We start from the raw sequence: 17,171 nt of genomic DNA on the forward strand, positions 1-17,171 counted from the left end.
CACCAATAGCACCAATAGCACGCAGAGACCGCCCTTGAGAGCGTCAGCAGACAGGAGACCCTCGTGACCGTCGTCGGGCCGTTCGGGCTGAGCGTGCGGGACCAGGCTCTCGAAGCCGATGTCCAGGCCGGACTGGCGGCCGTCGAGGAGGGCCTGCTCGAGGCCACCAAGAGTGAGGTCCCGTTCATCACGGAAGCCGCCCAGCACCTGGTGCGCGCGGGCGGCAAGCGGTTCCGGCCGCTGCTCGTGATGCTCGCCGCGCAGTTCGGTGACCCGTACGCTCCGGGTGTGGTGCCCTCGGCCGTGGTCGTGGAGCTGACCCACCTCGCCACGCTGTACCACGACGACGTGATGGACGAGGCGGACGTACGCCGCGGGGTGCCCAGCGCGAACACCCGCTGGGGCAACTCCGTCGCGGTGCTCACCGGCGACTTCCTGTTCGCGCGCGCCTCGCACATTCTGGCCGACCTCGGGCCGGAGGCCGTACGGATCCAGGCCGAGGCGTTCGAGCGCCTGGTCACCGGGCAGATCCTGGAGACGGCCGGACCGCGGGACGGGCGCGACCCGATCGACCACTACATGGACGTCCTCAGCGGCAAGACCGGCTCGCTGATCGCCGTGGCGGGACGTTTCGGCGCGATGATGTCGGGCGCCGACGAGACCGTGGTGGACGTGCTCACGCAGTACGGCGAGCGGCTCGGCGTCGCCTTCCAGCTCGCCGACGACGTACTGGACATCGCGAGCGATTCGCGCGAGTCCGGCAAGACGCCGGGTACCGACCTCCGCGAGGGCATCCCCACCCTGCCGGTGCTGCGGCTGCGCGAGCGCGTGGAGCGGCTCGGCCTCGCCGAGGACATCGCGCTGTCCGAGCTGCTCGACTCGGACCTGACGGACGACGCCCGGCACGCGGAGGCGCTCACCCTCCTCCGTGCCCACCCCGCCCTCGACCAGGCCCGACGCGACACCGTGCGGTACGCGGAGGAGGCCCGCGCCACGCTGGTGCCGCTCCCGGAGTGCGATGCGAAGGCGGCGCTGGTGGAGCTGTGCGACGCGGTGGTGCACCGGGCGGGCTGACCTTGCCCGCGCACCCCTGCACCCGCGCCCGCGTGCAGTCTGTAGTGACGCACGTCACATAATTGGATTGAGTCCAGGCTCAGATCTACTCCGTAAATAAGCCCAGAAGCTGACGCAGGGGGTGTCAGCTGATCTACGGGGAGAAAACAGAATCATGGGGACATCCATTACGTCCGCGAAGCGTCGCAAGAGCCTGGTCATCTCCGGTGTCGCGGTGGTCGCCGCGGCCGGTGTCGCCGCCGCCGTCATCCCGGCGGTCGCCGACAGCGGGAGCCAGAGCAAGGGCAAGGGCGCGAGCCACGCGGAGCACGGGGGCCAGTCCATCGAGGTGCAGAGCGGCGTCGCGGGCGGCAGTGGCAGTGGGGGCACCATCCTCGCCGCGAGCCTCAACGGCGCGAACGAGGTGCCCGTGCAGGGCGGTCCGGCCGTCGGTGACCAGGACGGCGCGGCGCTCCAGTTCGTGAAGGTCAAGGGGAACAAGGTGTCCGTCGCGGTCAAGTGGCGCGGCACCGACAAGCCGACCCTGCTCCACATCCACCAGGGCGCCAAGGGCGTCAACGGCGGCATCAAGGTCGACTTCACCAAGCTGCTGGAGAACGCCAAGGGCCGTACGGTCACCGGCACGGTCAAGGTCGAGGACGCCGCTCTGCTCGGCCAGCTGAAGGCGGACCCGGGCGGCTTCTACGCCAATCTGCACACCGCCGAGTTCCCGGGCGGCGCCGTCCGCGGCCAACTCCACAAGGTCACCACGGACTTCGACTTCCGCAACGCGCTGCACAACTTCCAGGCCTCCGTCCTCAAGGGCAAGCAGATCTACGAGTGCAAGAAGGCGGACGACGGCACCACGGCCTTCGCGCAGCGTGACGTGCGCGCCGTGCTCGGCGGCGGCATCGCGCACTCCTTCGTGAAGCCCAACTCCGGTACGCCGCAGTGGATCGCGCCCGACCGCAGCGCGGTCACCGGTTCGGTGATCTCCAGGACCCCGAACGGCGACAAGAACATCCCTGAGCTGGACCTCAAGGCCACTCAGTCCGGCAAGCACCGCGGGCTGTTGGCCGGTACGGCCGAGATCCTTCGGCTGAACACCGTGGGCGGGGTGGCGCCTGCCGGGTCCTGTGACGAGGGGACCATCGTGGGCGTGCCGTACCAGGCGGACTACGTGTTCGTGAACCGGTGACCGACCCTGATCCACCCGCAGTTACCGGTGATCCACCCGCACTTGGTCCGGTGATCCACCCGCAGTCGGACCGGTGATCGACCGGCTCCCAATGGAATCCGGTGGAATCCGGGCTGTTCCGAACGGAATCCGGGCGGCGTCTTCCCCGCATGACCCCTACGGGTCGGGGGAGGCGCCGCCCTCTCGTGTCATACCGCAGCAGTACATGGAGTTGGCTCCGAAGGTTGACGCTTCTCTTAGGCCGATTTGGTCAGATTGGAGACACCACTTCACAGGAGTTCGGGTGACAATGGCGGCCAGGGGTGGACGAGTGCATGACGGTAAGCCGCCGCCGACGACGGAGGTAGGGCACACATGGCACCGTACGAATCCGACGACAACACGAACGAGGACCTGCGAACCGGCCGGCGCAAGGCGGCGCGGTACGTCGTCCCGGTCGCGGTGGTGGGGGTGGCGGCGGCGACCATCGGGCTGGTCCCGGCGTTTGCCGGCTCCGGTGACCCCGAACTGCCGGACATCACCGCGGAGCAACTGATAGAGAAGATCGCCGCGTCGGACGTCCAGCAACTGTCCGGCACGGTGAAGGTCAGCACGAATCTGGGCCTGCCGGACCTCGGCGGCCTGGAGAGCAGTTTCGCTCCGGGCGGCGGCGCCGGCGGTTCCGACGACGGCGAGGGCTCCTCCGCTGATCCGTCGACGAAGCTCATGGAACTGGCGTCGGGCACGCACACGTTGCGAGTCGCGGCCGACGGCCCGGACAAGCACAAGGTGTCGCTGCTGGACAAGGCCGCCGAGTACAGCCTGATCCACAACGGCAACGAGGTGTGGGCGTACGACAGCGCGTCGAACGAGGCGTACCACATGACGGACACCGCCTCCGGCTCCGCCGAGGACAAGAAGGAAGAGGCGCCGAAGGACGTCCCCACCACGCCCAAGGAGATGGCGGACGAGGCGCTGAAGGCGGTCGACGACACGACGTCCGTGACCGTCGACGGCACGGCGCAGGTCGCGGGCCGTGACGCGTACAGGCTGGTCATCAAGCCGAAGGACTCCGGTTCGACGGTCGGGGCGATCTCGATCGCGGTGGACTCCAAGACCGGCATGCCGCTGAAGTTCACGCTGACTCCGGCGAGCGGCGGCGCGGCCGTCGTGGACGCGGGCTTCACGAAGGTCGACTTCGGTAAGCCGGCCGCGTCCACCTTCGACTTCAGCCCGCCGAAGGGGGCGAAGGTCACCGAGGGCGACGAGATGAAGTCCGAGGAGAAGGCGCGTCCGAAGGCCGAGGAGGAGCTGGGCAAGGAACTCGAGGGCGGTCTCGCGGGCGGCCTCGAGGGCCTGAAGACCATAGGTGAGGGCTGGGGCTCCATCGCCCGGTTCGACACCGGCGGCGAGGGCATACCGTCGGGGGCCGGCGGCGACGCGGGCCGCTTCCTCGACTCGCTCGGCACACAGGTGAGCGGCAAGTTCGGCTCGGGCACGGTCTTCTCGACCCGCCTGGTCAACGCGCTCATCACGGAAGACGGCCAGGTGTACGCGGGCGCGGTCACGAAGGACGCGCTGGTGAAGGCGGCCGACGCGGCGCAGTAAGCAGTGCGGTAACAGGCGCAGGACGACAGGAAGTGGCCGCCCGACCAGAGGGATCCGGCCGGGCGGCAACAGGGAGTTGAGGGAGTCGATGGCGGAACTGTCCACCGCGGAGCCGGACACCGGGCTGGAAGCCGGACCGGAAGCCGGGCCGGACACGGTGATCGCCACCCGTGCGCTCACCAAGCGCTTCCGCGGCGGACAGCTTGCCGTCGACGGCCTCGATCTGACCGTCCCGGCGGGCAGCGTCTTCGGCTTCCTGGGGCCGAACGGCTCCGGCAAGACGACCACCATCAGAATGCTGATGGGCCTGATCGAGCCGACATCGGGCACGGCGCGCGTACTGGGACAGCCCATGCCGCGCGCCACGCGCACGGTGCTCCCGCAGGTGGGGGCGCTGATCGAGGGACCGGCGCTGTACGGCTTCCTGTCCGGCCGCGACAACCTCCTGCGGTACGACTCCGCCGACCCGACCGCCGATCCCCGCACCCGGCGTACACGCGTCGCGGCGGCCCTGGACCGGGTCGGACTGACGGCCGCCGCCGGCAAGAGGGCGAAGGCCTATTCGCTGGGCATGAAGCAGCGGCTCGGGCTGGCCGCGGCCCTGCTCCAGCCGCGCCGGCTGCTGGTCCTGGACGAGCCGACCAACGGGCTCGATCCGCAGGGGATGCGCGAAATCCGTTCTCTGGTGCGGGAGTTGGCGTCGGACGGTTCGACCGTCTTCCTCTCCTCGCATCTGCTCGACGAGATCGAGCAAGTGTGTTCGCATGCCGCGGTGATGGCGCAGGGACGACTGATCACGCAGGGGCCGGTGGCCGAGCTGGCGGCCGGCGCCCGCGGCCGCCTGGTCGTCACGACTCCGGACCCGGGCGACGCGGCCCGCGTACTGAAGGAGCAGGGCGTGGCCGACGTCGTGGTCACGGAGGACCGCGTGACCGGTGAGCCACCGGACCGCGACCTCGCCGAGGTGAACGCGGCGCTGGTGTCGGCGGGCGTCCGCGTACGGGGTTTCGGGGTCGAACGGGCTTCGCTGGAGGACGCGTTCGTGGCGCTCACGGGGGAGGGCTTCGATGTCGCGGGCTGAGATCCGGACTGAGATCGCTGACGGCACTGAGGGAAGCGACGGCACCGACATCACTGCTGGTACCGAAATTACTGCCGGTACCGAAATCACTGCCGGTACCGGCACCGCCGAGGTCGTCGACGTACGGAAGCCGAGCCTGCTGTGGACCCTCGGCCTGCTGCGCAACGAGCTGGTGACCACGCTGCGCCGGTGGCGGACGATCGCGCTGCTCGGGGTGCTGGCCGCGGTGCCGGTCCTCGTCGGGATCGCCGTGAAGATCGAGACGAGTGACGGTTCCTCGGCCGGCGGCGGAGGCGGTGCGGGACCGGCCTTCATCGCGCAGATCACCAACAATGGCCTTTTCCTGGTGTTCACCGCGCTGGCCGCCACGCTGCCCTTCTTCCTGCCGATGGCGGTCGGCGTCATCGCGGGCGACGCGATAGCGGGCGAGGCGAATGCCGGGACGCTGCGCTATCTGCTGGTCGCACCGGCGGGGCGTACGCGGCTGCTGCTCACCAAGTACGCGACCACGCTGGCGTTCTGTGTCATCGCGACGCTCGTCGTGGCGGCGTCGGCGCTGATCGTGGGATCCCTGCTGTTCCCACTCGGCGAGCTGACGACGATCTCCGGCACGCGGATCAGTTTCGGGGAGGGGCTGGGACGAGCGTTTCTGATCGCGCTGATCGTCGCCGCGTCACTGATCGGCATTGCCGCGCTCGGCCTGTTCGTCTCGACGCTCACCAACAGCGGCATAGCGGCGATGGCGACGACCGTGGGCCTGCTGATCACCATCCAGATACTTGACCAGATACCCCAACTTCACGCGATACAGCCGTACTTCTTCTCGCACTACTGGCTGTCCTTCGCGGACCTGATGCGTGATCCGGTGTACTGGGACGAGCTGCTGCGTAATCTCGGACTTCAGGGCCTGTACGCGGCGGTGTTCGGCACGGCGGCGTGGGCGCGGTTCACTGCGAAGGACATCGCCGCTTGATCGCCTGATCGTCCTGGGGGCTGCGCCCCCAGACCCCCTCGGGCTGCGCCCCAGATGCCCTCGATGCGGTCGTTTCTCGGCTGCAGGTCCGTTGTGGCTGGTCGCGCAGTTCCCCGCGCCCCTGAAGGGCGCCCCTGACGGGCGCCCCTTCAGGCGACCTGCGTGTCCCTCTCGTCGTAAGCCGCCCGTGCCGCTGCGATCTCCCCCTGGTGCTCCTCCGTCCACATCACCAGTGACCGGATCGTGGTGTGCAACGTCGCCCCGAGCGGAGTGAGTTCGTACTCGACCCGTGGTGGCACCACGGGATGCACCGTTCGCTTTACGAGCCCGTCCCGCTCCAGCTGGCGCAGTGTGACCGTCAGCATGCGCTGGCTGACGCCGTCGATCTCCCGGCGCAGTTCCGTGAAGCGCAGTCGGCGATTGTCGAGCAGGGCGATCACGAGGAGGGACCACTTGTCGGCCACCCGGTCGAGGATCTGGCGCACTTGGCAGTCCTCACGGGTGTCCCACTGGAACGGATCCGTGTCGCCGTAGTCCACGCCCACGGTGCCCGCGCAGTTACTCGGTGACTTCAAAGTGCCTTCTTCCATACCTGTCGATGCTGCCGCAGGCTGGCCATGGTTACAAGAGGGAACCGACCCTCAGTCGAGTAACCGCCTCTGCCTCACCGCCACCTGCCTCGAAGGAGTCCCGCCATGGGCACCCGCGCCTGGGCCCTGCTGCTCGTTCTCTGCGGAACGATCTTTCTGGAGGGCATCGACGTCGCCATGCTTGCGGTCGCGATCCCTTCCATCAGAGCCGATCTCGACCTGTCCACGAACGCGGCGGCATGGGTGATCAGCGCATACGTACTCGGTTACGCCGGCTTCACCCTGCTCGGCGGCCGCGCGGCCGACCTCCTGGGCCGGCGCCGGATGTTCCTCACCTGGCTGACCGTCTTCCTCGCCTTCTCGGGTCTCGGCGGCTTCGCGACGGAGGGCTGGATGCTGATCGTGGCCCGTTTTGTCACGGGCATCTCGGCGGCCTTCATGACTCCGGCCGCGCTGTCCCTCATCACGACGTCGTACGAGGAGGGCCCGCAGCGCAACAAGGCCCTGCTCGTCTTCGCCGGCACGGCGGCCGGCGGCTTCTCCCTCGGCCTGGTCATCGGCGGCCTGCTGACCCAACTGGGCTGGCGCTGGGTCTTCTTCGCACCGGTACTGCTGGCGGCGGCGATCCTGATCGCGGCGGTACGCCTGATTCCGGCCCAGACCGGCGGGGGCCGACAGGAAGAAGCAGACGGGCGCCCTCAGCCGCGTACGACAGAAACGGCCGCAGCCGACCGCCGCGGCTTCGACTTCCTCGGCGCCATCACCGCCGCCGGTGCCATGCTGCTCGCCTCATACGCCGTCATCCGCCTCGAACACGGCCTGGACGGCTGGCAGTTGACGGCCGGAGCGGCGGTCGTGGCCGCGCTCCTCGTCACCGCCTTCGTCTTCGTCGAACGCCGCAGCGCCGCGCCCCTCGTCCGCCTGGGCATCCTGCGCAAGGCGTCGGTCGTACGGGCCGACCTCGGCGCCCTGCTCTTCGTCGGCGCCTTCTTCGGCTTCCAGTTCGTCGTCACGCTCTACCTGCAGGAACTGCGCGGCTGGTCCTCCCTCCAGACGGCGGTCGCCCTGATCGTGATGGGCTGCGACGCGATCCTCGCGCCGACGCTCACACCCCGCCTGGTCAACCGTTTCGGCAACGCCCGGGTGATCCTCGGCGGTTTCGTCCTGGGAATCGTCGCGTACGCACTCTTCCTGCCGGTCGGCATGGACTGGACGTACGCCGCGATGTTCCCGACCCTCCTCATCGCGGGCATCGCCTTCTCCCTGACCTACGGTCCGCTCACGATCGCGGCGACGGACGGCATCACGGAGTCCGAACAGGGCCTGGCGGGCGGCCTGTTGACCACCGCGACCCAGTTCGGCTCTGCGCTCGGCATCTCCGCGGTGACGGCGGTGTACGGCCTGGCCTCCTCCGGCTCGGACCCGGAGTCCGCCCTGTCCGCCTTCCGTACGGCCCTGATCGTGCCCGTGGCGATGGTGACGCTTGGCGCCGTGCTCTCGTCCTTCGGCCTGCGCGGCGGACGAGGGAAGCGGGTGGCCGGAGCGCCTGCCGAGCCGACCGCCAACCCCGCCCGGCAGACGGTGAGTTGAGGATGCGCGGGCACGCCACGCAGCGCGGTGCTCACCGACATAATGTCTTTATGACGGACACCACCGTTCCCTCCTCCATCGAGTCCACCCAATCCACCCGATCCACTCAGTCCATCGACTCCATGGAGCGCACCTCTGTCGTCGTCGTGGGTGCCGGCCCCGCCGGCCTCACCGTCGCCAACATCCTGCGTGCCGCCTCCGTCGACTGCGTGGTGCTGGAGACGGAGAGCAGGGAGTTCATCGAACAGCGGCCCCGCGCGGGCTTCCTGGAGGAGTGGGCGGTCCGGGCCCTGGAGCGGCACGGTCTCGCCGACCGGCTGCTGGAGAACGCCCAGATGCACAGCGAGTGCGAGTTCCGGCTCGCGGGGGAGCGGCACAGGTTCCGGTACGGCGAGGTGTCGGGACACCACCACTTCGCCTATCCCCAGCCGCTGTTGGTGACGGACCTGGTGCGTGTGTATGCGGACGAACGGGGCGGCGACATCCGCTTCGGCGTACGCGACGTGGAGCTGCACTCCATCGACACGGACCGGCCCTCGGTGTCGTACACGGACCCGGACACGGGCGAGCGCGTACGCCTCGACTGCGCGGCCGTCGCGGGGTGCGACGGCGCGCGCGGTGTGACCCGGGACAGTCTGCCGTCCGAGCACGTCACCATCGCCCGGAGCGACTACGGCGTCGGCTGGCTGGCCCTGCTTGCCGAGGCACCGCCGTCGAACGACTGCGTCGCCTTCGGCATCCACCCGCGGGGCTTCGCGGGGCACATGGCCCGCAGCCCGCAGGTCACCCGCTACTACCTGGAGTGCCCGCCCGGCGACGACCCGGAGAACTGGTCGCACGAACGGGTCTGGGCCGAGCTTCACGCGCGGCTCGCGGCGGACGGGGCCCAGCCGCTCACGGAGGGGCGGCTGATCGAGAAGCGGGTCCTCGACATGCACAACTACGTCGTGCAGCCGATGGGGTACGGGCGGCTGTATCTGGTCGGCGACGCGGCCCATCTCCTGGCGCCGATCGGCGCGAAGGGCATGAACCTCGCGATCCATGACGCCCTGCTGCTCGGCGACGCGCTCGTCGCGTACTGCGGCAAGGGCGACGAGCAGGGGCTCAGCGGCTACTCGGCGGCCTGTCTGGGGCGGGTGTGGCAGTACCAGGAGTTCTCGCTGTGGCTTTCGGAGGTCTTCCACGGCGCCTCGTCCGGTAACCCGTTCCAGGCGGGTACCACCGCGGCCCGGCTGCGACGGACCCTCGCCTCGCCTGCCGCCGCGGCCGCTTTCGCCGGGTTGTACATCGGCAAGGACGCCGACTACTGACCACGGGGCGACCGGTCTTCCAGCGGAGGGCTCAGTGCCTGCGGCTTGCTGTCGGTTCCGGGAGTTCGGGGGCGTCCATGTCGGGCTCCGCCGTCAGCAGGGCCTGCCTCGACCGCCGTGAAGTCCGCAGCGCGTCCCACGTCAGCAGTGACAGTGCGGCCCACACCAGCGCGAACCCGGCCCACCGCTCGGCGGGCATGGCCTCGTGGAAGTACAGGACACCGAGCAGGAACTGCAGTACGGGTGCCAGGTACTGGAGCAGTCCGAGCGTCGACAGCGGTACGCGGATCGCCGCCGCCCCGAAGCAGACGAGCGGCGCCGCGGTCACCACACCGGTCGCGGCGAGCAGCGCCGCGTGCCCGGCGCCCTCGGCACCGAACGTCGCGTCACCCTGCCCCGACAGCCACACCAGATAGCCGAGCGCGGGCAGGAACTGGATCGCGGTCTCCGCGGCCAGCGACTCGAGCCCGCCGAGGTTGACCTTCTTCTTCACCAGCCCGTACGTGGCGAAGGAGAAGGCGAGGCAGAGGGAGATCCACGGCGGCTGCCCGTACCCGATCGTGAGCACCAGGACGGCGGCGAAGCCGATGCCGACCGCCGCCCACTGGGCGGGACGCAGCCGTTCCTTCAGGAGCAGGACGCCCATCGCGATGGTGACGAGCGGGTTGATGAAGTAGCCGAGGGACGCCTCCACCACATGGCCGCTGTTGACGGCCCAGATGTAGACGCCCCAGTTGATGGTGATGACGGTCGCCGCGATCGCGATCAGGCCCAGTCTGCGCGGCTGCCGCAGCAGTTCGCCGGCCCAGGCCCAGCGCCGTATCACCAGGAGCGCGACCCCGACGATGCCGAGCGACCACACCATGCGGTGGGCGAGGATCTCGACCGCCCCGGAGGGTTCGAGGAGCGGCCAGAAGAGGGGGACGAGGCCCCACATGCCGTACGCCGCGAAGCCGTTCAGCAGACCTATGCGCTGCTCACCCCTGGACTCCACCGACACGGCCTCTCCCCTCGCGCGCGGCTGCGAGCGCGCAGCCGTCACGACGGTAACGCCGAACACCCCCGCCCGTCATGCCCATATCCACGATACGGTCATTACAAGCGGGGGTGTAGGGGAATGGGGGGAGTCAGCCCTTGAGCGCCGCCGCGATCGACTCCGCGATCGGGGTGGTCGGGCGGCCGGTCAGCCGGGACAGGTCGCCACTCGTGACGACCAGCTCGCCCTTCTCGATGGACGCGTCGACACCGGCCAGGGTCGCGGCGAGCGGCTCGGGCAGCCCGACGCCGGTCAGAATGCCCGTGTAGACCTCGACGGGTACGGGGCTGTACGCGATCTCCTTGCCGGACTGCTTGGCCACCTCGGCCGCGTACTCGGCGAAGTCCCAGGCGGTGTCGCCGCCCAGCTCGTACGTCTTGTTCTCGTGACCTTCACCCGTCAGCACGGCCACGGCGGCGGCCGCGTAGTCCGCGCGGGAGGCCGAGGAGACCTTGCCGTCGCCGGCGGCCTGGACGACGGCGCCGTGCTCCAGGACCGGGGCGAGGTTCTCGGTGTAGTTCTCGTTGTACCAGCCGTTGCGCAGCAGGGCGTACGTCACACCGGACTCGAGGATCGCCGCCTCGGTGCCCCGGTGGTCGTCGGCCAGCGCGGCGGTCAGGCTGCCCGGAGCGCTGGTGTAGGCGAGGAGCGCGACCCCGGCAGCCTTGGCGGCTTCGAGGACGATCTTGTGCTGGCCCACGCGGCCCTTGTCGAACTCGTTGCCGGAGATGAGCAGTACCTTGTCGCCGGCGGAGAAGACGCCGTCGAAGGTCTCGGGAGTGTTGTAGTCGGCGACCGCGAGCTTCACGCCGCGGGCCGCGAAGCCCGCCGCCTTCTCCTCGCTGCGGACGACGGCCGTGATCTGGTCGGCCGGAACCTTCTCCAGCAGCCCTTCGATGACAAAGCGGCCGAGGTGGCCGGTGGCTCCGGTGACGACGATGCTCATGATGTTGCAGCTCCTTGTGGGGTGGGTAGGTCACTAACCCTAGGTGCTGCACTAACTCTGCGAAAGTACCCACTTTGAAGTAAGGTACTGGCATGGCCGTAAGCGCATCCGTCAATGCCTCCGTCAGTGCACCAGTCGCCAAGTGGATGGTCGAGGGTGAGGAGATGTGCCCGCATCGCCTCGTGCTGGAGCACGTCACCAGCCGCTGGGGTGTCCTGGTCCTGATCCAACTCCTGGACCGCCCGCACCGCTTCAGTGAACTGCGCCGTGCCATCGGGCGGGTCAGCGAGAAGATGCTCACGCAGACGTTGCAGACGCTGGAGCGGGATGGCTTGGTCCACCGGGACGCGAAGCCGGTGATCCCGCCTCGCGTCGACTACTCGCTCACCGATCTCGGCCGTGAGGCCGCCGAGCAGGTGCGTGCGCTGGCCGACTGGACGGAGCGGCGCATGGACGCGGTGCTGAAGGCGCGCGAGGTGTACGACGCGGCCAGAGAGTAGCTCTGAGCAGGGATGACGCGTCCGCTTGCCCCGATTGCACGAATGCGGACGGCGCTCGCGGGGCACACCTGAGTCAGGGCGCTGGTCGACGTACGAGGCACGCTTCCGTGCGCCCCCTTCTCCACCTCCACGCCTGCTTGAGCCGCCGGGCACGCTGGGGGCGGGGTGGTTTCGCCCACCGTGCGTCGGCCCAAGCCATGCGGCCGACCGACGCGCGGCCACCGGATCCGGGGGATGTCTTGACATGGCCACACTGACTCTGGCCGCGCGCAGGATCGGTTCTGCGGTGGTGACGGGGCTTGGTCGGATGCGAGTCCCTTTTGCGCGCGACGGCCGCCGTCAGCGACAGGACGAACTCGTCATGGAGCTCTGTCGTCAGGTCGCGCTCGTGGCCGAGGAGCTCCACAGGGCGAACCTGATCCAGCAACATCGCCTGTTTGTGGAGCAGTTGGATCGGGCGATCGACGACCCGTCGCTTGCTGCGGCCCTGAGTACGCTGAGCGGCCTGTCCGAGCGCAGGCGCCGCCAGATGCTCTTCGCGAACCGGGAGTACGGAGTGCTGCTCCTGGCGCACCGCGTCGGCACATACAGCTGGGACGAGTTGCTCGGCCAGTTACGGATCTTGTGTCGCAATGACGTGTTCGCGGAGTACTGGGCAAGTACGGTCGAGCACCGGCGGAGCCTGCCCGGAGGGTCTCTGGAAAAGCAGGTCGGTGGCGTCGTCGACGCGATTCTGGAGGAGCTGGCGGACGACCCCGATGAGTGGTGGGTCGTCGGACCTGAGCCTGAGCCCGAGCCCTCGGGCGAGTAGGTCAGTGTGAGAGGTGTCACATTGAACGTGTAAGATCCACTTCAATGTGAACCCAGGGTCCGGCAGCCAACGGGTGACGCCGCCCTTGAGCGCGGGGCTGTGCCGCCCCGAGAGGGGACGGCTCAGTTGCCCAACGAGTCCTCGTCGGTCTCGTCGGTTTCGTCGGTCTGGATCGCTCGTCGTATAGGAGACCCCCCTCGCCTCAGAGGGAGTGGGACTGGTGAGACCTGCCCGGATCTGTTCGAACTGAGTGACGGAAACTTTGCCGTCATCGGCACCGAAGCCACCGCCGCGCTGGCGCACCGTCTCCCCCCGGGCATCACCCGAGCCGACCATGAACTCATCGTCGTCCTCGACCGTGACACCGTCATCCGCGCCAAGAGGGACATCCCCGACGCCTGACAGCAAGGGCAAAGGGCCTGAGTCCGATACGTAGGGACCCAGGCCCTCAAGCTCACACCTTCGCGTCGGCCGTTCGCGTCGGCCGTTCGCGTCAGCCGACAACCGTCCAGGTGTCCCCACCCGCCAGCAGCGCAGCCAGGTCGCCCTTGCCGTTCTGCTCGATCGCCGTGTCCAGCTGGTCGGCCATCTGCGTGTCGTACACCGGCCGGTCCACCGACCGGAACACACCGATCGGCGTGTGGTGCAGCGTGTCCGGGTCGGCCAGGCGCGACAGCGCGAAGGCCGTCGTGGGGGACGCGGAGTGCGCGTCGTGGACCAGGATCTGCGACTCGTTCTCCGGCGTGACGGTGACGACCTTCAGGTCACCCGTCAGCTGATCCCGTACGACGCCCCGCGAACCGTCCGTGCCGAAGCGGATGGGCTGCCCGTGCTGCAGCCGGATCACGGCCTCCTCGGCCTGCTGCTTGTCCTTCAGTACCTCGAAGGCGCCGTCGTTGAAGATGTTGCAGTTCTGGTAGATCTCGACCAGGGCCGTGCCCGGGTGGGCGGCGGCCTGGCGCAGGACCTCCGTGAGGTGCTTGCGGTCGGAGTCCACGGTCCGGGCCACGAACGACGCCTCCGCGCCGATGGCCAGCGAGACGGGGTTGAAGGGCGCGTCCAGCGAACCCATCGGCGTCGACTTCGTGATCTTGCCGACCTCGGAGGTGGGGGAGTACTGGCCCTTCGTCAGGCCGTAGATCCGGTTGTTGAAGAGCAGGATCTTCAGGTTGACGTTCCGTCGCAGGGCGTGGATCAGGTGGTTGCCGCCGATCGACAGCGCGTCGCCGTCACCGGTGACGACCCAGACGGACAGGTCCTGCCGGGAGGAGGCCAGGCCCGTCGCGATGGCGGGCGCACGGCCGTGGATGGAGTGCATCCCGTACGTGTTCATGTAGTACGGGAAGCGGGAGGAGCAGCCGATGCCGGAGACGAAGACGATGTTCTCCTTCGCCAGGCCGAGCTCGGGCATGAAGCCCTGCACGGCGGCGAGCACCGCGTAGTCACCGCAGCCTGGGCACCAACGCACTTCCTGATCGGACTTGAAGTCCTTCATGGACTGCTTGGCCTCGGCCTTGGGCACGAGAGAAAGTGCCTCGATCGTGCCCGAGCCTTCCGTGGTCGTCTCAGCCATCGATGGCCTCCTTGAGAGCCGTGGCGAGCTGCTCAGCCTTGAACGGCATACCGTTGACCTGGTTGTAGGAGTGGGCGTCCACCAGGTACTTCGCCCGGACCAGCGTGGCGAGCTGACCGAGGTTCATCTCGGGGATCACCACCTTGTCGTAACGCCCCAGCACCTCGCCGAGATTCCGCGGGAACGGGTTGAGGTGGCGCAGATGGGCCTGCGCGATGCTCTCCCCGGCGGCCCGCAGCCGCCGTACCGCCGCGGTGATCGGCCCGTACGTCGACCCCCAGCCCAGCACCAGCGTCCGCGCGGCGTGCGGGTCGTCGACCTCGATGTCCGGTACGTCGATGCCGTCGATCTTCGCCTGGCGCGTACGCACCATGAAGTCGTGGTTGGCCGGGTCGTACGAGATGTTGCCCGTGCCGTCCTGCTTCTCGATGCCGCCGATGCGGTGCTCCAGGCCCGGCGTGCCCGGGACCGCCCAGGGACGGGCCAAGGTCTGCGGGTCGCGCAGGTACGGCCAGAAGACCTCGGTGCCGTCGTCCAGGGTGTGGTTGGGGCCCTGGGCGAACCGCGTGCGCAGATCCGGGAGTTCGTCGATGTCCGGGATGCGCCAGGGCTCGGAGCCGTTGGCCAGGTAGCCGTCGGAGAGCATGAAGACCGGGGTGCGGTAGGTGACCGCGATCCGGGCGGCTTCGAGGGCCGCGTCGAAGCAGTCCGCGGGCGTGCGCGGGGCGATGACGGGCACCGGGGCCTCGCCGTTGCGGCCGAACATCGCCTGCAGCAGGTCCGCCTGCTCGGTCTTGGTCGGCAGGCCGGTGGACGGGCCGCCGCGCTGGATGTCGATGACGAGGAGTGGGAGTTCGAGGGAGACGGCCAGACCGATGGTCTCGCTCTTGAGGGCCACTCCCGGGCCGGACGTGGTCGTCACGGCGAGCGAGCCGCCGAAGGCCGCGCCCAGTGCCGCGCCGATGCCCGCGATCTCGTCCTCGGCCTGGAAGGTGCGTACGCCGAAGTTCTTGTGCTTGGACAGCTCGTGCAGGATGTCCGAGGCCGGCGTGATCGGGTACGAGCCCAGGTACAGCGGCAGGTCCGCCTGTCGGGACGCGGCGATCAGTCCGTAGGACAGGGCCAGGTTCCCGGAGATGTTGCGGTACGTGCCCGTGGGGAACGCCTGCGCCGCGGGAGCGACCTCGTAGGAGACCGCGAAGTCCTCGGTGGTCTCGCCGAAGTTCCAGCCCGCGCGGAAGGCGGCGATGTTCGCCGCCGCGATGTCCGGCTTCTTGGCGAACTTCGACTTCAGGAACTTCTCGGTGCCCTCGGTCGGCCGGTGGTACATCCAGCTCAGCAGGCCCAGCGCGAACATGTTCTTGCTGCGCTCGGCCTCCTTGCGGGAGAGGTCGAACTCCTTGAGCGCCTCGACTGTCAGGGTGGTGAGGGGGACCGGGTGGACGCTGTAGCCGTCCAGGGAACCGTCCTCAAGGGGTGAGACGGCGTATCCCACTTTCTGCATGGCCCGCTTGGTGAACTCGTCCGTGTTGACGATGACCTCCGCGCCGCGCGGCACATCGCCGATGTTCGCCTTCAGCGCCGCCGGGTTCATCGCCACCAGTACGTTCGGTGCGTCGCCCGGCGTGAGGATGTCGTGGTCCGCGAAGTGCAGCTGGAAGGACGAGACCCCCGGCAGGGTGCCTGCGGGGGCGCGGATCTCGGCGGGGAAGTTCGGCAGTGTCGACAGATCGTTGCCGAAGGATGCCGTTTCCGAGGTGAAGCGGTCGCCGGTGAGCTGCATACCGTCACCCGAGTCCCCCGCGAACCGGATGATCACCCGGTCGAGGCGGCGTACGTCCTTCACGCCCGCGCCCGCCGGTCTGCGCTGTTCTCCTACGACGGCTCCGTCGGCCTGTTCCGTTGGACTGACCTGGCTGGTCACTGAACTGGACCTCCCTCGAGGCGGCTGTCTGGGAGCGGCCTTCCCGAAGGCCGTCCCACCTTCAACCCTACGTCTGTAAGGGTCGCCTTCCCTCGGCCATTCGCATGATGGACACCACTTTGAGATGGTGTGACGCACCGGTTTGCCACGCTTTATTCACCCTCGCCCCCTCCTCTGGAGACGCTGCCCGCTCATCCTTTGGTTCTAGGTTTCTGGGTTCTCGGGTTCTCGGGTTCTCGGGTTCTTGGCTTGGTGGTTCATGAGTTCAGGTAGGTGAGGACCGCCAGGACGCGTCGGTGGTCCCCGTCGCTCTGGGACAGGCCGAGCTTCAGGAAGATGTTGCTGACGTGTTTTTCCACGGCGCCGTCGCTGACGACCAGCTGTCGCGCGATCGCGGAGTTCGTCCGGCCCTCGGCCATAAGCCCTAGGACTTCCCTCTCGCGGGGGGTGAGTCCCGCGAGTACGTCCTGCTTCCGGCTGCGGCCGAGCAGCTGGGCCACCACCTCCGGGTCGAGCGCCGTGCCGCCCCGGGCCACCCGCACCACCGCGTCCACGAACTCACGTACCTCGGCTACCCGGTCCTTGAGGAGGTAGCCGACGCCGTGGCTGGAACCGGCGAGGAGTTCTGTCGCGTACTGCTCCTCCACGTACTGCGACAACACGAGTACGCCGAGTCCCGGGTGCTGTTTGCGCAGCTGGACCGCGGCCTTGACGCCCTCGTCCGTGTGGGTCGGCGGCATGCGGACGTCGGCGACGACGACGTCCGGCAGTGTGCCGGCGGCTGCCAGCTCGGTGATGGTCTTGATCAGTGCTTCGCCGTCGCCCACTCCGGCGACCACTTCGTGCCCACGGTCGGTCAGTAGCCGGGTCAGTCCCTCCCTGAGCAGCACTGAATCCTCGGCGATGACCACCTGCACCCTGTCCTCCACGATCCTCGGCCCCCCAGCCTTGCGCGCCCGCTCGTGCGGGCGCGCAAGGCTGGGGGGCCGAGGATCGTGG

Annotated in this window: 16 protein-coding genes; 10 read left to right on the top strand and 6 right to left on the bottom strand. The window is 68.8% G+C overall.

Annotation, left to right across the window (positions count from 1 at the left end):
* The first annotated feature begins 63 nt into the window (after window positions 1–63).
* From G5C60_RS23840 to G5C60_RS23860, 5 genes are all read left to right on the top strand, one after another.
* A complete protein-coding gene (locus G5C60_RS23840) occupies window positions 64–1,074 on the top strand; it encodes a polyprenyl synthetase family protein (protein ID WP_165262620.1) in 1,011 nt (336 codons plus the stop codon).
* Window positions 1,075–1,228: 154 nt separating this feature from the next.
* On the top strand, window positions 1,229–2,251 hold the full coding sequence (locus G5C60_RS23845) for a CHRD domain-containing protein (protein ID WP_165262622.1): 1,023 nt from the start codon (window positions 1,229–1,231) through the stop codon (window positions 2,249–2,251).
* Between the two features lie 354 nt (window positions 2,252–2,605).
* The gene (locus G5C60_RS23850) at window positions 2,606–3,838 is read left to right on the top strand and encodes a LolA family protein (RefSeq protein ID WP_165262624.1); all 1,233 of its coding nucleotides are present in this window, start codon (window positions 2,606–2,608) and stop codon (window positions 3,836–3,838) included.
* Between the two features lie 88 nt (window positions 3,839–3,926).
* Entirely contained in the window at window positions 3,927–4,919 is a 993-nt protein-coding gene (locus tag G5C60_RS23855) for an ABC transporter ATP-binding protein (RefSeq protein ID WP_165262626.1), read from the top strand.
* Window positions 4,906–5,892 (top strand): ABC transporter permease, encoded by a 987-nt coding sequence (locus G5C60_RS23860; RefSeq protein ID WP_165262628.1) that lies wholly within the window; start codon window positions 4,906–4,908, stop codon window positions 5,890–5,892. The genes G5C60_RS23855 and G5C60_RS23860 overlap by 14 nt, the downstream gene beginning before the upstream one ends.
* 149 nt (window positions 5,893–6,041) lie before the next feature.
* Here the strand turns inward: G5C60_RS23860 and G5C60_RS23865 are convergent, their stop codons facing one another.
* The gene (locus G5C60_RS23865; RefSeq protein WP_165262630.1) at window positions 6,042–6,482 is read right to left on the bottom strand and encodes a winged helix-turn-helix transcriptional regulator; all 441 of its coding nucleotides are present in this window, start codon (window positions 6,480–6,482) and stop codon (window positions 6,042–6,044) included.
* Window positions 6,483–6,587: 105 nt separating this feature from the next.
* On the opposite strand from G5C60_RS23865, the gene G5C60_RS23870 reads away from it, so the two are divergent.
* Both G5C60_RS23870 and G5C60_RS23875 read left to right on the top strand, forming a co-directional pair.
* Entirely contained in the window at window positions 6,588–8,072 is a 1,485-nt protein-coding gene (locus tag G5C60_RS23870; protein ID WP_165262632.1) for an MFS transporter, read from the top strand.
* Between the two features lie 122 nt (window positions 8,073–8,194).
* Entirely contained in the window at window positions 8,195–9,382 is a 1,188-nt protein-coding gene (locus tag G5C60_RS23875) for a 4-hydroxybenzoate 3-monooxygenase (protein ID WP_241267018.1), read from the top strand.
* A gap of 31 nt (window positions 9,383–9,413) precedes the next feature.
* On the opposite strand, the gene rarD is transcribed toward G5C60_RS23875, so the two are convergent.
* Together rarD and G5C60_RS23885 are read right to left on the bottom strand one after the other, a co-directional pair.
* Window positions 9,414–10,376 carry an EamA family transporter RarD gene (gene rarD, locus G5C60_RS23880; RefSeq protein WP_165262656.1) on the bottom strand — a complete coding sequence of 321 codons (963 nt, stop codon included), beginning with the start codon at window positions 10,374–10,376 and terminating at the stop codon, window positions 9,414–9,416.
* A gap of 133 nt (window positions 10,377–10,509) precedes the next feature.
* A complete protein-coding gene (locus G5C60_RS23885) occupies window positions 10,510–11,364 on the bottom strand; it encodes an SDR family oxidoreductase (RefSeq protein WP_165262636.1) in 855 nt (284 codons plus the stop codon).
* A gap of 92 nt (window positions 11,365–11,456) precedes the next feature.
* Between G5C60_RS23885 and G5C60_RS23890 the strand changes: the two genes are divergently transcribed.
* The 3 genes from G5C60_RS23890 to G5C60_RS52260 all read left to right on the top strand — a co-directional run bounded on the left by G5C60_RS23890 (window position 11,457) and on the right by G5C60_RS52260 (window position 13,077).
* Window positions 11,457–11,864, top strand: a complete 408-nt coding sequence (locus G5C60_RS23890) for a winged helix-turn-helix transcriptional regulator (RefSeq protein WP_165262638.1) — start codon at window positions 11,457–11,459, stop codon at window positions 11,862–11,864.
* Window positions 11,865–12,108: 244 nt separating this feature from the next.
* Window positions 12,109–12,675, top strand: coding sequence for a DUF6082 family protein (locus tag G5C60_RS23895; RefSeq protein ID WP_165262640.1), 567 nt, complete (start codon window positions 12,109–12,111; stop codon window positions 12,673–12,675).
* 171 nt (window positions 12,676–12,846) lie between these two features.
* Window positions 12,847–13,077, top strand: a complete 231-nt coding sequence (locus G5C60_RS52260) for a hypothetical protein (protein ID WP_165262658.1) — start codon at window positions 12,847–12,849, stop codon at window positions 13,075–13,077.
* Window positions 13,078–13,168: 91 nt separating this feature from the next.
* Here the strand turns inward: G5C60_RS52260 and G5C60_RS23905 are convergent, their stop codons facing one another.
* The 3 genes from G5C60_RS23905 to G5C60_RS23915 form a co-directional block, all read right to left on the bottom strand.
* Window positions 13,169–14,248 (bottom strand): 2-oxoacid:ferredoxin oxidoreductase subunit beta, encoded by a 1,080-nt coding sequence (locus tag G5C60_RS23905; RefSeq protein WP_165262642.1) that lies wholly within the window; start codon window positions 14,246–14,248, stop codon window positions 13,169–13,171.
* Window positions 14,241–16,172 (bottom strand): 2-oxoacid:acceptor oxidoreductase subunit alpha, encoded by a 1,932-nt coding sequence (locus G5C60_RS23910; RefSeq protein ID WP_165262644.1) that lies wholly within the window; start codon window positions 16,170–16,172, stop codon window positions 14,241–14,243. The genes G5C60_RS23905 and G5C60_RS23910 overlap by 8 nt, the downstream gene beginning before the upstream one ends.
* A 257-nt stretch (window positions 16,173–16,429) precedes the next feature.
* Window positions 16,430–17,089 carry a response regulator gene (locus tag G5C60_RS23915; protein WP_338145904.1) on the bottom strand — a complete coding sequence of 220 codons (660 nt, stop codon included), beginning with the start codon at window positions 17,087–17,089 and terminating at the stop codon, window positions 16,430–16,432.
* Window positions 17,090–17,171: the final 82 nt, after the last annotated feature.

It is taken from the genome of Streptomyces scabichelini (assembly GCF_011045015.1).
Classification (GTDB): domain Bacteria; phylum Actinomycetota; class Actinomycetes; order Streptomycetales; family Streptomycetaceae; genus Streptomyces; species Streptomyces scabichelini.

Coding starts and splice junctions, on each gene's coding strand:
- G5C60_RS23845 (WP_165262622.1), top strand. CDS start 1,229: ATGGGGACATCCATTACGTCCGCGAAGCGTCGCAAGAGCCTGGTCATC.
- G5C60_RS23850 (WP_165262624.1), top strand. CDS start 2,606: ATGGCACCGTACGAATCCGACGACAACACGAACGAGGACCTGCGAACC.
- G5C60_RS23855 (WP_165262626.1), top strand. CDS start 3,927: ATGGCGGAACTGTCCACCGCGGAGCCGGACACCGGGCTGGAAGCCGGA.
- G5C60_RS23860 (WP_165262628.1), top strand. CDS start 4,906: ATGTCGCGGGCTGAGATCCGGACTGAGATCGCTGACGGCACTGAGGGA.
- G5C60_RS23865 (WP_165262630.1), bottom strand. CDS start 6,482: ATGGAAGAAGGCACTTTGAAGTCACCGAGTAACTGCGCGGGCACCGTG.
- G5C60_RS23870 (WP_165262632.1), top strand. CDS start 6,588: ATGGGCACCCGCGCCTGGGCCCTGCTGCTCGTTCTCTGCGGAACGATC.
- G5C60_RS23875 (WP_241267018.1), top strand. CDS start 8,195: ATGGAGCGCACCTCTGTCGTCGTCGTGGGTGCCGGCCCCGCCGGCCTC.
- G5C60_RS23885 (WP_165262636.1), bottom strand. CDS start 11,364: ATGAGCATCGTCGTCACCGGAGCCACCGGCCACCTCGGCCGCTTTGTC.
- G5C60_RS23890 (WP_165262638.1), top strand. CDS start 11,457: ATGGCCGTAAGCGCATCCGTCAATGCCTCCGTCAGTGCACCAGTCGCC.
- G5C60_RS23895 (WP_165262640.1), top strand. CDS start 12,109: ATGGCCACACTGACTCTGGCCGCGCGCAGGATCGGTTCTGCGGTGGTG.
- G5C60_RS23905 (WP_165262642.1), bottom strand. CDS start 14,248: ATGGCTGAGACGACCACGGAAGGCTCGGGCACGATCGAGGCACTTTCT.